The sequence below is a fragment of the Paracoccus sp. SMMA_5_TC genome (assembly GCF_009696685.2).
Taxonomy (GTDB): domain Bacteria; phylum Pseudomonadota; class Alphaproteobacteria; order Rhodobacterales; family Rhodobacteraceae; genus Paracoccus.
This window is the reverse complement of the sequence record NZ_CP102355.1, coordinates 1,296,763-1,312,121: the sequence shown is the minus strand read 5'-3', so window position 1 is coordinate 1,312,121 and position 15,359 is coordinate 1,296,763. Positions and strand designations below refer to the sequence as shown.

Below are 15,359 nucleotides of genomic sequence, written 5' to 3'. Positions count from 1 at the left end.
AAATTCCCACAAAGGGACTAATAACTTAATAATGGGCAGCCAGTTTCGGCATATCGAATCCTGCTGCAGTGACCAACCTATATTAGCGTCTGGATGCCTGCCTTTTTCGGCAGAACGGCCACGGCCTGGCCAAGCCCCTCATGTTGCGGCAGGCCCTGGTGCAGACGCCGGGCATTGCCCAGAAGCGTGCCGGCAGTCAGCCAGGTCAGCGGCGTCAGCGTGGCATTGGGGATGAGATCGAGCAGGTTCATCGCCAGCATCAGCGACAGGCAACCCAGCAGCACCAGTTCGGGTTCGCGCGCCGGATCCCTGCCACGCGGCATCGCCCGGAACAGCATGTAGATCGGCGTCAACAAAAGCAGGAAATGCGCCAGATAGCCATAGATGCCGCGTGCGCCCACCCAGATGATCCACTGCCCGTCGGGCACCGATGCCAGCCGCCCGCTGTAGGGATCATAGAACAGCGACCGGCCCCAGCTACCCCAGCCGAACAGAGGCCGCTCCATCGCGCGTTCCAGCAGCGCCTCCTCGTTCATCAGCCGGAACTCGAGCGAGCGGCCGCGGTCGGGCGAAATCGACATCGCCAGATCGACGATGCCCTGCAATGGCATCCACGAGGTGGTGCGCAGCGTCGGATAGGCAAAGGCCACGCTGGCCACCAGCACAGCCATCAGCACCATCGCCCGCGGCCGGGCAAAGGCGACCAGCGGCGCCGCCATCATCGCCTGCATCAGCGCGCCTGCCGATTTGCACAGCACCACGATGCAGCCCAGATACAGCGCGATCAGCACATTGCGCCGGGTCGGATCGTTGCGCGCAAAGGCAATGGCGGCCAGAAAGGCGGTCATGGTCATCACCGCCACCCACAGCGGATGTTCCAGAAACACGATCGGCCGATAGCCGCCATAGCGGATGGTCTGGATGAAATCGTGCTGGAAATAGCCATAGACCCAGACATGGATCTGCGGGCTCAGCCGCAGCTCGATCAGCATCGGCACGGTATAGCACAGCACCCCGAGCACCAGTGCCCGCATCCATTGCCGCGCACCCTGGACGTTCCACAGCAGCTTGTAACCCAAAAGGAAGGGCAAGATCTGCATCACCTGCAGGATCAGATGCCCCACCCCCTGCGACAGCGACATGGCCGGGCGATAGTTGATGCCGTCGATCAACGGATCGGGATTGGTCACGGCGGTCAGGAACGGCGAGGTGAACAGCATCGCCAGCAGGAATCCCACCCACGGCCCCATCGGCGGCGGTCCCAGCGCATCGCGCGGCCGGCTGTCTGATCCGAAATAGATCGCGATGGCGGCGGCGGTCGCGGGAATGACCGCCTTGTTGAGGCCAGGAAATCCCGGCAGGTCGATCTCGATCAGCTGCGGCAGCAACAGATAGCCTGCAAGGATCGACCAGATCAGCGCCCGGACCCTATCCAGTCGCGCAAACAGCACCGCCACCACCAGCGGATAGAACAACAGCACCAGAAAGGCGAAAACGGGCACGGCCCTGTCTCCTGTCGCGCGGACTCAGCCGCATCCTGTCATCACGCGGGAAGGGCGTTGCATTCCACGTTCAGTCCCACCATCCTGCCGCAAGTTTCCCCGCGGGGCCGAGGCCATCATGCATTTCACCTTTCCCGACGGCAATGCCGTCAGGATCAATTGTCTGGATTCGGACGATCTGCTGGCGCAGGTTCGGGCGCGTCTGGCGGCCGGCCAGGGCTTTGCGCTGGCCACGCTGAACGTCGATCACCTGCAACGCCTGGCGGAGGACGCAGCCTTTCGCCGTGCCTACGGCGCGCATGACCTGGTCTGCGCCGACGGCAATCCCATCGTCTGGCTGTCGCGCATCGCCGGGCGGCCGGTCAGGCTGGCACCCGGATCGGATCTGGTGCTGCCGCTGGCGACCGAGGCGGCACGGGCCGACCTGCCGGTGGCGCTGATCGGCGGCAGCCAGGAATCGCTGGACCTCGCCGCCGCCGCCATGACCAGGGCCGTGCCGGGGCTGCGGATCGTTCTGACCCATGCGCCGGGCTTTCCCTTCGATCCCATGGGCGAAGAGGCCGACGCCGTGATCGAATCCATCCGCCGGTCCGGGGCGCGGCTGTGCTTTCTGGCCCTGGGGGCGCCGCGGCAGGAAATCCTGGCCATCCGGGCGCGCGATGCGCTGGGCCGGACAGGTTTCGCCTCGATCGGGGCGGGACTCGATTTCCTGTCAGGGCATCAGCGGCGCGCACCGCAAGCGGTGCGGCGCCTGAAGATGGAGTGGCTGTGGCGCATGCTGTCGAATCCGCGCCGGCTTTTCGGGCGCTACATGCGGGGATTCGCCATACTGCCCGGCCATGTGGGACGGGCGCTGGCGCTGAGGTTCGCGGGACGCAAACCGCAATAGTCGGCCTGCGCCCCGGTCCTTGCCGTCAGGTCCAGTCGAACTGAAACCCGTCAGCGGTCAGCACGCTGTGGAAATCTGACCTTTCCAGCGCCTGGGAAAGGTGCAGATACAGGTCCGGCAAAGCCTGCCCGTGACTATGATCCTGCAAGGCCGATTCGACCGCCTCCGAAATCTGCTGCCACAGCGCAGGCGCGCGGGCCAGCGACGGGGCAGTTTCGGCACCCGGACCTTCGCTCATCGGCGCGTCCAGTGCCAGATTGGCCCCCGAAACCGCCGACTCCGTCGGCGCAGGCTCGGCCGTGCGCGCCGCCGCCGTGGTGGGCGTGGCGGTGCTGTTGGTGGCCACAGGGTTCGGGATGCCAATGCGGTTCAGCATCGTGCGGTTCAACGCACCGGCACTCACCCCTTCCAGCACCAGCTGTTCGCCGTTGGGAAAGCTCAGCACCGCATGGCCGTCGCGATTGGAGGTGACGCGCACGTCGTTGACATCCACGCGGTTGCCCTGGGCGTCGTGCAGGTTGCCCAGGCTCAACCGGTCGCCATAGCGCACGATCTCGCCTGCAGCGTTGCGCAGGTCGCCCAGCTGGAACCCGCGAATGGTGTCGATGCCCGCGCCGTCGCGCACCACCAGCACATCGCGATAGGCGTCGGGTGTTACCAGACCGTCGATATAGATATCCTCGAACAGCGAAATCAGGTCATTGCCGCGGCCGCCATCGATGGTATCGGCGCCGTCCCCGCCCTCGAGCCAGTCGCGGCCGTTGCTGCCGGTGATGCGATCATCGCCCCAGCGGGTATTGAACCAGATCCCCTGTTCATTGACGCCGATCCGCGCGCCCGAGGCGATGACCGTATCCTTGCCTTCGTGCGTCCAGTATTGCTCGAACTCGCTGAAGGTCAGCGTGCCATAGGTGAGATAGCTGGCGGTGCCAGAACTGGCGGTAGTGAACACCACCCGCGCACCCGGGCTGTTGTCGCCGTCACCCTTGGCCCAGATATTGAGCAGATCGGTGCCATTGCCGCCCACCAGCGTGTCGCGACCGATATTGGTGATCGGATCCAGACCGCCATTGTTGCCCCAGCGCACATTGTCGTCGCCGTCCCCGGCATGGCCATAATCATCCCCGGCCGAGGACATCAGCAGGTCGGTGCCGCCATTGCCATAGATCGTATCGTTGCCGGTGCCGCCATACAGCACGTCATCGGCATTCGTGCCCGAGATATAGTCGTTGCCGGCGCCGCTGTTCACGGTCAGCCCATGAACCGGCACGTGATCGCTGCCGCTGCCTCGGGCCGGCAGGATGCTGGCGCCGCGCGCCTCGATCCGGTCATCGCCGGCGCCGGTCTGCAGCCGCTCGAACCCGGTAAAGTTCAGCCGGTTGCCCCAGGCGTCAAGCGCATGACCGTCCTCGGTGGTGGTGAAGGTCACACGAAAGCCGCCCGAACCGGCGCTGGTGCCCAGATGCAGCCGGTCCCCGCCGGACAGGGCGCCGTAAAGGTTGGCATCATAGGCTTCGCCGCCGACACCGCCGATATAGGTATCGATAACCCCGGTAGAATTGGGATTCTGATCCCAAAAAAGCAGATCGGCCCCGTGGCCGCCGTCCGCGCGGTCGCTGCCATGGCCGGGATCTATGGTGTCCCGGCCGGCAAGCCCGGTCAGGGTGTCCTGCCCGCTCGTGCCGACAAGTCGGTCGTTCCCTGCGGTTCCAGTGATGACAGGCATTGCTTTCTCCGAAGTCGCCAGAATTGCGGACGGAAAAAGCAGAAAACCCGACAGGGCCGCCGCGACATGCCGTCCGCGGCGGTTATCGACGAAACCCACGATTTTGTGTTACCTGCCCTTTCGGTCAAGAAATCGACAGATTCCTGTTCGACTTTCACTCTGGGGTTGCAAGATCTCCGCTCAGTGCCTTGCCGTTGCGGGCATGGCGGGTGGCCAGCTGTCTTGCCTTTGCCCCGGTCACCAGCGGTCGGGCGGCGGCAGGTGGGGCGTGCTCCAGCTGAGGAAAAAGGGTCAGGATCTCGGCCCGTGCCTCGGGGCCCAGCGCCCGCATCGCCTGATCGCCCAGATAAAGCGATTCCGTCGGTGCGCCGTTGGCCAGGATGATCTCATGGGCATCGAACAGCAGGTGGAAATATTCCACCTCTGCCAGGCACGCATCCTGCGCAACCCCGTCCAGCGCCAGCAATTGCCGGGCCGCAACCAGCACTTCGGAACACCCGAACATGCGGCGGGCAATGGCGGAACTGACCAGCATCCGATGCTGTGGCGACACCCACAGATCCCGAGCCGGCAGCCCCGCACCCAGCGCCCCCGCGCGAATGTGAATGGGGCGCAGACGCGGAGCCAGGGTCAGATCGATCTGATCCAGCCGCCGTGAGCCGATCCAGCGAATCGGCTGCAATCCATGGTCGCGGGTCATGACCAGAGACCCAACCGAAAGTTGTTCAACCGGCATGGGGCCGCAATCGGTGGCGATCAGCGTGCCACGGCAAAGGCAGGGAATGCCCAGTTCGTGCAGCTTGGCACGGGTCAGTGCCGCCGGGTCGACCTCGTAAAGCACCAGGGTCTCGCCATTGGGAAACTGCAATTGCGCATGGATATTGCCGTAAGGGTCGGTAAAGCTGCCGATCGTCACATCGTTCAGATCGACAGGATTGCCATCGGCATCGTGCAGACCGCTGACATCCAGGCGATCGACGGGGATGGCATTGCCCCATTGATCCACGCCCGGCTCGATGGTGAAGGCGCGCACGGTGTCATGGCCGAACCCGTCGCGCAGCACCAGCAGGTCCGATGAAATGTCGTCCCAGGCGTGGACCGCGAACAGGTCGCCCACCATGGAAATCAGATCGTTCCCCGCGCCGGCGTCGATGGTGTCGGCACCATAGCCGCCCTCGATCGTGTCGTCGCCGGCGCTGCCGATGATCGAATCGTCGCCCCAGGCGGTATAGACCCGGAAGCCGTCCACCCCCGCGGCCGAGCCGTCCACCGTGTCATTGCCGTGGCCGGTCAGCAGGTTCTGGAAATCGTGAAACTCCAGATGCCCGGTGGCGGCCCCCGTGGCCGTCACCGTGCCGCTGCTGGACGTGTCCAGGATCATCTGCACACCGTGCCCGCTGCTGTCGTATTGCCAGGCGTTCAGGCTGTTATAGCCAGTGCCGCCATAATAGACATCATTGCCCACCGCCGCGTCCGAGCCGCCATCGCCCCAGCGCAGCCCGTCATTGCCGCCCTCGCCATAGATGGTGTCGTCGCCGGCGCCGCCTTCGACCACATCATTGCCGTCGCCCGCGTGGATCAGGTCGTCGCCGTCGCCAGCGCGGATGTAATCGGTGGCGGAACTGCCCAGGATGGTGTCATTGCCGCCGCCGGTATAGACGCGGATGCCGACATCATCCTGCGTCACCGCCCCCGAGGCGTCCAGAAAGTCGTTTCCGCCGCCCGTAAACGTCCGCTCGAGCCCGTCAAAGCTCAGGCTGTTGCCATAGGCATCCTGAGCCGTGCCGGAACTGGCCGTGGTATAGACCACATGAAACCCGCCAAGCCCGGTGCCGTCATGGCCCAGATTCAGCGTATCGCCACCCTGATGCGTGTAGGGCGAAGGATCGAAACCTTCGTCCCCGGTGCCGCCATGGTAGATGTCATGATCGCTGCTGCCATCGGGATTTTCGTCCCAGAACAGCATGTCCGCGCCGGTGCCGCCATCCACCGTATCGCTGCCTGCGCCGCCGTTCAGAAGGTCATTTCCGGCGCCCCCTTCGATCAGATCGTCGTCCGCAGTGCCCAGAAGGGTGTCGTTGCCGCCGGTGCCGGGAATGGTGGCCATGTTGCTACCTGCAAAAAATCGTTAACCTTTGCGCAGTTAACCAAAATCCCTGCGCAGATCGGCGAATATACGCCGATATAAGTGCATCTGCCCGCGAAAGGGCAGTTGATCTTTTGGACAGGTGGATGCGGGCCGGCAGGACGCCGGCTCAGGCCGGCAGCACCATCCAGCTTTCGGGACGCGCCGACAGATGCACCGCCGTGCCCGGCGCCGGCAACTCCAGACCCGGGGCGTTGAAGCGGTCCAGCACGACCTCTTGCCCAAGGGCGCGGGCGCGCAGGCGCAGCACCGATCCCAGGAACTCGGCCCCGGTGATCTCGGCCGGGATGCCGTCGCTGTCCTCGGCGCGCAATGCTTCGGGGCGCGCGGCCAGGGTCACGGCGCCCGTCGGCAGCGGCCGGTTCAGCAGGATCTGATGCGGCCCTACCTGCACCAGGCCGCGCGCCGGGTCCAGCACCTGGGCCTGGAACCGGTTCAGCGTGCCGACAAATCCGGCCACGAAGCTGGTCGCGGGCTGGTTGTAGATCTGGGCAGGGGTGCCGGTCTGATCGGCGATCCCCTTGTGCATGACCACGATGCGGTCCGAAATCGACAACGCTTCTTCCTGGTCGTGGGTCACGAAGATGGTGGTGATGCCCAGCTGCTGCTGGATCTCGCGGATCTGGTTGCGCAGGCTGACGCGGATCTTGGCGTCCAGCGCCGACAGCGGCTCGTCCAAGAGCAGCACCCTGGGCCGCGGTGCCAGCGCCCGCGCCAGCGCCACGCGCTGCTGCTGGCCGCCCGACAGCTGCCAGGGATAGCGCCGCCCCAGATCGGGCAGGCCGATCAGGGCCAGCATCTCGGCCACGCGCGGCTCGCGCTGGGCGCGCGGCACCCCGGCGACCTTCAGCCCGAAGGCCACGTTGTCGGCGACGGTCAGATTGGGAAACAGGGCATAGGACTGGAACACCATGCCGATCTGGCGCTGATTGGGACGCAGCCCGGTCACGTCCTGGCCGTCGATGACGATGCGGCCGGCGCTGGGGGTTTCAAAACCCGCCACCATGCGCAACACAGTGGTCTTGCCGCAGCCCGAGGGGCCCAGGAACGATACGAACTCCCCCTTGGCGATATGCAGGTCGAAATCATGCACGACCTGGGTGTCGCCAAAGGATTTGCGCAGGTGGTCAAGGATCAGAAAGCTCATCTTGCAGTCTTTCGCACGCCGAACAGGCGGGAAATAAGTTGCATGACGCCCATGCAACCCCAGGTGACGGCAAAGGCGATCACCGCCAGCGCCGCCGGCTCATAGGCGCGGTTGGCGCCCAGCAGCTGCATGTAGGGACCGAATGCCGGCCGGTTCAGCAGCGCCGCCATGGTGAATTCACCGATGACGATGGCAAAGGACAGGAACGCCCCCGACATCACCGCCCCCAGAACATTCGGCAGGATCAGTCGCCCGATGATGCGCACCCACCCCGCGCCCAGCGACTGCGCCGCCTCGGTCAGCGAGCGCACATCCATGGTCGACAGTCCGGTGTCGACCGCGCGATACATATAGGGCAGCGCCAGCGTGGCATAGCCGCACAGCAGCAACAGATTGGTGCCCCCCGCCGATCCGGTCAGCGGCAAGATCGAACTGGTGTTGTAAAGCCGGATATAGCCAAACACCACCACGATGGCCGGGATGACCAACGGCAGCAGGGTGATGAATTCGATCACAGGCCGCAGCCGCGGCAGCCGCAGCCGCACCCAATAGGCGGTGGGCACCACCAGCAGCACCCCCAGCACGATGGTCAGCAACGCCATGACCACCGAATAGGTGAAGGTCTGGCGAAAGGCCGGATCGCCCAGAACCGAGCGATAGGCGTCCAGCGAATATTCTCCGCGCCGCATCCGCAGGGAAAATTCGATGGTGCCGATCAGCGGCAGCAGGAAATACAGCCCGCCGACCAGCAGCGCGACCCAGGACCACAGCCGCTTCATCGCATCCACCGTTCGGCGCGGCTGCGCATGATGACATAGGCGAGGTTCGCCAGGCCGGTGACGACGATCATGCCGAAGGCCATGGCATAGCCCAGGTGCGGATCCTGCAGCACGTCGCCCCGGATCTGCGCAAACAACATGATCGGCACGATCGACAGCGACGATCCGGTCAGCGCATAGGCGGTGGCCACCGCGCCGAAACTGTTGGCAAACAGCAGCGCAAAGGTGCCCAGCAGCGACGGGAACAGGATGGGCAGCGCCACCATCCGCCAGTATTGCCCGCCGCTGGCGCCCAGAACCTCGGCCGCCTCGCGCCATTCGCGGCGCAGCCCTTCAAGCGCGGGGGTGATGATCAGGATCATCAACGGGATCTGAAAGAACAGATAGGTCAGCGTCAGGCCCCAGAAGGACAGCAGGTTGAAGCCCATGGCATAGATGTTGATGCCGAACCACTGCCGCAGCAGCAGCGTGACCAGCCCGACCCGTCCCAGCGTGGCGATGAAGGCGAAGGCCAGCGGCACCCCGGCGAAATTCGAGGCTACCCCCGAAAAGGTCATCAGCGGCGCCTTGATCCAGCCGGGCAGGCCGCCCATCACCACCGCCGCCGCCATGGCAAAGCCGATCAGGCAGCCCAGCAGCGCCGAGGCCAGCGAAATCTTGATCGAGATGGCAAAGCTGTCGACGATGCGCGGCGCGCCAAGCCCGGCCAGATTGGCCAGGGTAAAATCGCCCTGCGGCGTGCGAAAGGCGCCGATGACGATGTTCATGGTCGGCAAGATCAGAAACAGCGCCGCAAAGGCGAAAAAGGGCACAACGCCCAACCAGTTCCAGCCGATCTGCTTCATCTTGCCTCGTTGTCCGTGCAGGCGCGGCCCCGTCCGGGAACGGGGCCGCGGCCGATCATTCCTTGACCGCCGCGCCGACGACGCGGTCCCAGCCCTCGGTCACGACCTTCTTGTTCGCCTCTTGCTGTTCCAGCGTCGGGAACACGGCCTTTTCATAGGCGGCGGCTGGCGGCAGCGCGTCCAGCAGCTCCTGCGGCACCTTGCCGTTGGCGACCAGGTCGTTGAAGCGGATCGGGTGGCAATAACCCTTCAGCCAGGCCAGCTGGCCTTCATCGGAATACAGGTATTCCATCCACAGCTTGGCGGCATTGGGATGCGGCGCATAGGCCGAAATCGCCTGCACATAGACCCCGGCGACCACGCCATCCTCGGGGATGACCACCTCGACCGGCGGGTTACCGTTCAGGCTGTCGCGCCAGCTGAGCAGGTTGTAATCCCAGGCGGTGACGATCGGGGTCGCGCCCTGGGCGATGGTGGCCGACTTGCCGATCACCGGAACGAAGTTGCCGGCCTTGTTGATCTCGGCCATCAGCTCCATGCCCTTCTGCCCCGAAGCCTCGCCCGGCTCGCCGCCCGCGGCGATGCCCGCCGCCATCACCGAGATGATCGCCTGCGCGGATGCGCGCGGATCGCCGGCCAGGGCAAAGGCATTGGCATATTCGGGCTTGGTCAGATCCTTCCAGGTCCGCGGCACCTCGTCGATCAGGTCGGTGTTCACGCCAAAGGCCATCACCCCGTAGTAATCGCCATACCAGTAGCCTTCGGCATCCTTGGCATCATCGGGGATCGTGTCCCAGGTCGCCACCTTGTAGGGCTGGATCAGCCCCTCGGCCTTGGCCTGCGGCCCGAAGGACAGGCCCACATCGATGACATCGGGGGCTTGCGGACCCTTGTTGTCCTTGTTGGCGCGGATCGCCTCAAGCTCGTCGGCGGAACCGGCGTCGGGGTTCAGTTCGTTGACCTTGATTTCGGGGTATTTCTTCTTGAACCCCTCGATCACGCCACCATAGTTGCACCAGTCATGCGGCAGGGCGATGGTGGTCAGCATGCCTTCGGCCTTGGCCGCCTCTTCCAGCGCCGCCAGATCCTGTGCCAAAGCCACGCCAGAGGTCGCCAGCGCGATCAGCGCCGCAAGCCCCGCAGCCGTCGATTGAACAGTCATCGTCAACTCCCTTGTGAACGTCCCTTGTGAACGCGCCGCCGGTGGCGGCCTGTCAGCCACCTAGCGGTCCCCCGTGACAGTTGTGCGACACAGACCACGGCAAATCAAAGGTTTTTTCCAAAGCTTACCCAAGGTAAGGATGGCTGTCTTGCGGTCATGGCACCAGCGTGACCGTGGCCTTCATGCCATGTCCGCCGATCCGATACAGCGCCTCGATCCGCTGGCCGGCGACGGCCGGCTGGGGGGCACCGAACGAGCCCAGCGAAATCACCGAACCGGGTTTGAGCTGATAGGGGCTGTTTTGCACCAGCCACAGCACCACATCCAGCGGATGCCCCAGCAACATATCCCCCCGCCCGGTGGTGACTGCCTGACCGTTGCGGCGCAGCTCGACCGTCAGCGTTGCCAGGTCGGCCACGGGATCGGCCAGATCGGCGATGGCGATACCCCGTCCAAGCACCCCCCGCCAGGGCGCGGCGCCATAGGCGACCATCAACGGCCCGCTGAGCTGAACATCCTTGCGCAGCGCCAGATCGGGGATTTCGATAAAGGGCCTGACATCGCGCAAGGCGCGCACGACCTCTTCGCGCGTGCGCGCCTGCATGATGGCGCCATCCTCCACGGTCACGACCAGATCGGCTTCGAACATGGGCGCACGGCTGCCCGCCAGGCTCAGCCGCGATCCGTCGGGCACCAGCATCGGGGCGAACAGCGCCCCGGTCAGCGGGCCGTCGACACCGAAGCGGCGCTGCACCTCGCGCGAGGTGAAGCCCACCTTGACGCCGACGGGCGGCCCCATCTCGGCCTCGAGCACGCTGCGAAAGCTGGCATAAGCGCAGGCGCCCTCTTCGACGGTGCGCACCAGCGGATCGGGCAGGCGCTGACCGGCCAGCCAGCCGCGCGCTGCGTTCTGCATCAAGGTTGCGTCCGGGCACGCCGCATGCACAGCCCCGCCGAAAAGCAGCGCGGCCGCAACCACATAACAAAGTCTCATCGAAAACCCCTCAAGCCAGCCCTGCAACGATGCCGCAAGACGACTGCCATGTCACCGGGGATTCTGCGTCTGCACCCGGCAGATGTTTGCATCCCCGTCTCCATCGCCTAGAACAGCAGCCATCGCAGCATGAAGGCAGCAGATGAGCGAACAACCGACCCCGATGATGGCGCAATATCTGGCGATCCGCGCGGCCAATCCGGGGGCGCTGCTGTTCTATCGCATGGGCGATTTCTACGAGATGTTCTTTGACGACGCGGTGGCGGCGGCGGCGGCGCTGGACATTGCGCTGACCCGGCGCGGCACGCATCAGGGACAGCCGATCCCGATGTGCGGCGTGCCGGTGCACGCGGCGGAATCCTATCTGCTGACCCTGATCCGCAAGGGGTTTCGCGTCGCCATCGCCGAACAGCTCGAAGATCCGGCCGAAGCGAAGAAGCGCGGCAGCAAATCCGTGGTCGCCCGCGACGTGGTGCGCCTGGTTACCCCCGGCACCCTGACCGAGGAAAGCCTGCTCGAGGCGCGGCGCCACAATTTCCTGGCCAGCTTTGCCAGCGTGCGCGAGGAATCGGCGCTGGCCTGGGCCGATATCTCGACCGGGGCGCTGCGGGTCATGCCCTGCCCGCCGGCGCAACTGGGACCGGAACTGGCGCGCCACGCGCCGCGCGAACTGCTGGCGGTCGAGGGCAGCGGCCTTGACCAGCTGGCGCAAGAGGCGGGGGCGGCGCTGACCGAACGGCCCGCCGCCAGTTTCGACAGCAGCGCCGGCGCCCGGCGGCTATGCGCGCTGTTCCAGGTCCAGACGCTGGAAGGCTTCGGCCAGTTCTCGCGGGCCGAGCTGGCGGCGCTGGGGGCGATCGTCGACTATCTGGAACTGACGCAAAAGGGGCGGATGCCGCTGCTGCGCCCGCCCCAGCGCGAAAACCCGGGCGGCAGCATGCAGATCGATGCCGCGACGCGCCGCAACCTGGAACTGACCCAGGCACTGTCGGGTGGGCGCGAGGGTAGCCTGCTGGCCGCCATCGACACCACGGTGACCGCCGCCGGCGCGCGGCTGCTGGAGCGGCGCATCAGCGCGCCCTCGCGCGATCTGTCCGCCATCCGCGCGCGTCACGACGCGGTGGAATGGCTGCTGGACGATCCGCCGCTGACCGCCCGCCTGCGCGAGGCGCTGGCGCGGGTGCCCGACATCGACCGCGCCCTGTCGCGGCTGGCGCTGGATCGCGGCGGCCCGCGCGATCTGGCCGCGATCCGCGCGGGCCTGGTGCAGGCCGAATGCATCGCGGCGCTGCTGCGACACGATCCCCCGCCGCTGCTGGCGCAAGCGGCCTCGGACCTGATCGGGCATCAGGGGCTGATCGCGCTGCTGCAATCGGCCCTTGTCGAGGAGCCGCCGCTGCTGTTGCGCGACGGCGGCTTCGTCGCCCAAGGCCATGACGCGGAACTGGACGAAACCCGCGCCCTGCGCGACGAAGGCCGCGCCGTCATCGCCCGGATGCAGGCCGATTACATCGCCGAAACCGGCGTGCAGAGCCTGAAGATCAAGCACAACAACGTCCTGGGCTATTTCATCGAAACCACCGCCACCCATGCCGAACGCATGCTGGCCCCGCCGCTGAGCCAGCGCTTCATCCATCGGCAGACGACCGCCAACCAGATCCGCTTTACCACCGTCGAGCTTTCCGAGCTCGAGGCGCGCATCCTCAACGCCCGCGACCGCGCGCTCGAGATCGAGCGGGCGGTATTCGCCCGGCTGAACCGCGCGGTGCTGGATCAGGCCGGGCCCCTGGGCCAGACCGCCCGGGCGCTGGCGGAAATCGACCTGGCCGCGGCCTTTGCCGACCTGGCCGCGGCGCAGGGCTGGACCCGCCCCCAGATCGACGACAGCCGTCGCCTTGTCGTCGAAGGGGGGCGCCATCCGGTGGTCGAACGCGCGCTCAGGCGCAAGGGACAGGCGTTTGTCGCCAATGACTGCGCCCTGACCCAGGGCGACACCCCCGCCATCTGGTTGCTGACCGGCCCGAACATGGCCGGCAAATCGACCTTTCTGCGCCAGAACGCGCTGATCGCGATTCTGGCGCAGGCCGGCAGCTTCGTGCCGGCGCGCCGGGCGGAACTGGGGCTGGTCAGCCAGCTGTTCAGCCGCGTCGGCGCCGCGGACGACCTGGCGCGCGGACGCTCGACCTTCATGGTCGAGATGGTCGAGACGGCGGCGATCCTGAACCAGGCCGATGACCGGGCCCTGGTGATCCTGGACGAAATCGGCCGCGGCACCGCCACATGGGACGGGCTCAGCATCGCCTGGGCGGTGCTGGAACACCTGCATGCCAAGAACCGCTGCCGGGCGCTGTTCGCCACCCATTACCACGAGATGACGGCCCTGTCGGCGCGGCTCGACGGGGTGGAAAACGCCACCGTGGCGGTGCGCGAATGGGAAGGAGAGGTGATCTTTCTGCACGAGGTGCGCAAGGGCGCGGCCGACCGATCCTATGGCGTGCAGGTGGCGCGGCTGGCGGGCCTGCCCGAGGCGGTGGTCGCCCGCGCCCGCGACATCCTGGAACAGCTGGAAAGCGGCGCGCGCGAGGGCGTGGGCAAGCCGGCGGCGCTGCTTGATGACCTGCCGCTGTTCCGCGCCGCCCCCCCGGCCACGCCCGCCCCGCCCATACGCCCTTCGCAGGTCGAAGAGCGGCTGCGTGCCCTGAACCCCGACACCATAAGCGCCCGCGAGGCGCTGGATCTGGTCTATGAATTGCGGGCGATGCTGGATCAGCCTGCCGCCGAATAGGCGCGCCCGCCCTGGTCCAGAGCCTCGTCCACAAGGGTCAGGATGCGGCGTGTCGCCTGACGGCCGATGTGGATGCCCAGCAACCCTTCGGTGATCGGCGGCACCTCGGCCGCGGCGGGGATGCCGGCGATATCGGCAAAGACCGTATCATAGCGACAATGCGCGACATGGGCACAGGGCAGGAAATCGCCCCAGCGATGCAGCTGGGTCTGGCGCGTGCCGATTTCTATGACCAGCGCATCGCGCCGGGCATAGATCATGTTGGCCAGCCCCGCGCCATGCGGCGCCACCACGATGTCGGCGGCCTGCATCTGCGCGATCTGCTGCAATGGCGGCAGATGCTCGAAGGCCACCTGTTCAAAGCCGCGCGCCTTAAGCGCCGCCAGCAGATCGCCATGCCCGGTCAGGCCGCGGGCGCGCGCCTCTCCCCCCTCGTCGCGGCCCATCCATATCAGCCGCGGCAACCCCTCGCCGGCCTTGTGCGGCAACTGGCGAAGGGCATGATCGCGCAGCAGCCGCAAGCTGCTGTCGAAACTGGCCATGACCACGCTCTTGCGGCTGGACTGGTCATGGCGCAATGCCGTGGCCCAGCGCGGATCGACGCCGGGACCGGCCAAGGCCTTGGCGATGCGGGGATCCTCGACCTGATAAAGGTAATGACGGTGGTTATACAGCGAACGCACCCGGTCATAGCTGCGCGCCGCGCTGATGAACTGCACCCGCGACGCCAGTTCGGGAAACAGCGCCTGGATGAAGCCTTCGACAAAGCCGCGCACATTGTCATGCGGCAGGTGCAGGTTGATCGGCTGGTCGCCGGCGTCACTGGCCAGCTGCGCCAGACAGCCGAGGGTTTCGGTGCTGAAATGGAAATAGTTGAAGCCATTCTTCAATTCGATGGCCACGGGCAGGTCTGAAACATCTTCCTTCCACACCGGCAGAGGCACGCGGGCATCGCGCCGGGCCCGGCGAAAGGCCTGGCGCAGCCGGTCCTGGCGCCAATCCTCGGGGTTCTGCTGGTCGAATTTCTTGCGCATCCGGGTGCCGGCCGCACCGTTCAGCCAGATCCTGCCGTCGATCATCGCGAAGGAATTTCGAAACACCGCATTTTCCAGCAGCACCGGAACGGTGGCGATTTCCATGACCGAGCCCAGCAGGCGCTGCTGCTGGCGGTCGATGGCGACCTGCTGGGCAGCGCGCAAGTCATCTTCATCGCTTTCGCCGAACAGGCGCACCGCGGCGCCGGTCGCGGGGCGGATCACCCAGCCGGGACGCGGCGCCAGGTAATGCAGGCCCGGATGCAGGCCGGGCATGTGAAACACACCCATAGGCGGCCGTCGCAGTTCCATCGACATCTTCGCTCCCCCCGGCCGCAGCAGGCCGCCGC

Annotated in this window: 11 protein-coding genes; 2 read left to right on the top strand and 9 right to left on the bottom strand. The window is 66.1% G+C overall.

The features are described from left to right. Positions 1–77: 77 nt before the first annotated feature. Positions 78–1,502 (bottom strand): hypothetical protein, encoded by a 1,425-nt coding sequence (locus GB880_RS06580; RefSeq protein WP_263467368.1) that lies wholly within the window; start codon positions 1,500–1,502, stop codon positions 78–80. Between the two features lie 118 nt (positions 1,503–1,620). Between GB880_RS06580 and GB880_RS06575 the strand changes: the two genes are divergently transcribed. Further along, the gene (locus GB880_RS06575; protein ID WP_154493705.1) at positions 1,621–2,391 is read left to right on the top strand and encodes a WecB/TagA/CpsF family glycosyltransferase; all 771 of its coding nucleotides are present in this window, start codon (positions 1,621–1,623) and stop codon (positions 2,389–2,391) included. 25 nt (positions 2,392–2,416) lie between these two features. Here GB880_RS06575 and GB880_RS06570 read toward each other — a convergent pair whose 3' ends face one another. The 7 genes from GB880_RS06570 to GB880_RS06540 form a co-directional block, all read right to left on the bottom strand. Beyond that, entirely contained in the window at positions 2,417–4,117 is a 1,701-nt protein-coding gene (locus tag GB880_RS06570) for a calcium-binding protein (protein WP_154493704.1), read from the bottom strand. A 154-nt stretch (positions 4,118–4,271) separates the two neighbouring features. Continuing rightward, on the bottom strand, positions 4,272–6,224 hold the full coding sequence (locus tag GB880_RS06565; protein ID WP_154493703.1) for a Hint domain-containing protein: 1,953 nt from the start codon (positions 6,222–6,224) through the stop codon (positions 4,272–4,274). Positions 6,225–6,372: 148 nt separating this feature from the next. Then, on the bottom strand, positions 6,373–7,410 hold the full coding sequence (locus tag GB880_RS06560) for an ABC transporter ATP-binding protein (RefSeq protein ID WP_154493702.1): 1,038 nt from the start codon (positions 7,408–7,410) through the stop codon (positions 6,373–6,375). Further along, positions 7,407–8,189 (bottom strand): ABC transporter permease, encoded by a 783-nt coding sequence (locus GB880_RS06555; protein WP_154493701.1) that lies wholly within the window; start codon positions 8,187–8,189, stop codon positions 7,407–7,409. The genes GB880_RS06560 and GB880_RS06555 overlap by 4 nt, the downstream gene beginning before the upstream one ends. Continuing rightward, positions 8,186–9,034 (bottom strand): ABC transporter permease, encoded by an 849-nt coding sequence (locus GB880_RS06550; protein WP_154493700.1) that lies wholly within the window; start codon positions 9,032–9,034, stop codon positions 8,186–8,188. The genes GB880_RS06555 and GB880_RS06550 overlap by 4 nt, the downstream gene beginning before the upstream one ends. Before the next feature lie 55 nt (positions 9,035–9,089). After that, positions 9,090–10,196, bottom strand: a complete 1,107-nt coding sequence (locus GB880_RS06545) for an ABC transporter substrate-binding protein (RefSeq protein ID WP_154493699.1) — start codon at positions 10,194–10,196, stop codon at positions 9,090–9,092. 154 nt (positions 10,197–10,350) lie between these two features. Beyond that, positions 10,351–11,112 (bottom strand): 2-keto-4-pentenoate hydratase, encoded by a 762-nt coding sequence (locus tag GB880_RS06540; protein WP_229774397.1) that lies wholly within the window; start codon positions 11,110–11,112, stop codon positions 10,351–10,353. A 220-nt stretch (positions 11,113–11,332) separates the two neighbouring features. Between GB880_RS06540 and mutS the strand changes: the two genes are divergently transcribed. Then, on the top strand, positions 11,333–13,975 hold the full coding sequence (gene mutS / locus GB880_RS06535) for a DNA mismatch repair protein MutS (RefSeq protein ID WP_263467367.1): 2,643 nt from the start codon (positions 11,333–11,335) through the stop codon (positions 13,973–13,975). Here mutS and GB880_RS06530 read toward each other — a convergent pair. Beyond that, positions 13,957–15,327 carry a glycosyltransferase 61 family protein gene (locus tag GB880_RS06530; RefSeq protein WP_154490333.1) on the bottom strand — a complete coding sequence of 457 codons (1,371 nt, stop codon included), beginning with the start codon at positions 15,325–15,327 and terminating at the stop codon, positions 13,957–13,959. The genes mutS and GB880_RS06530 overlap by 19 nt on opposite strands. Positions 15,328–15,359 lie beyond the last annotated feature (32 nt).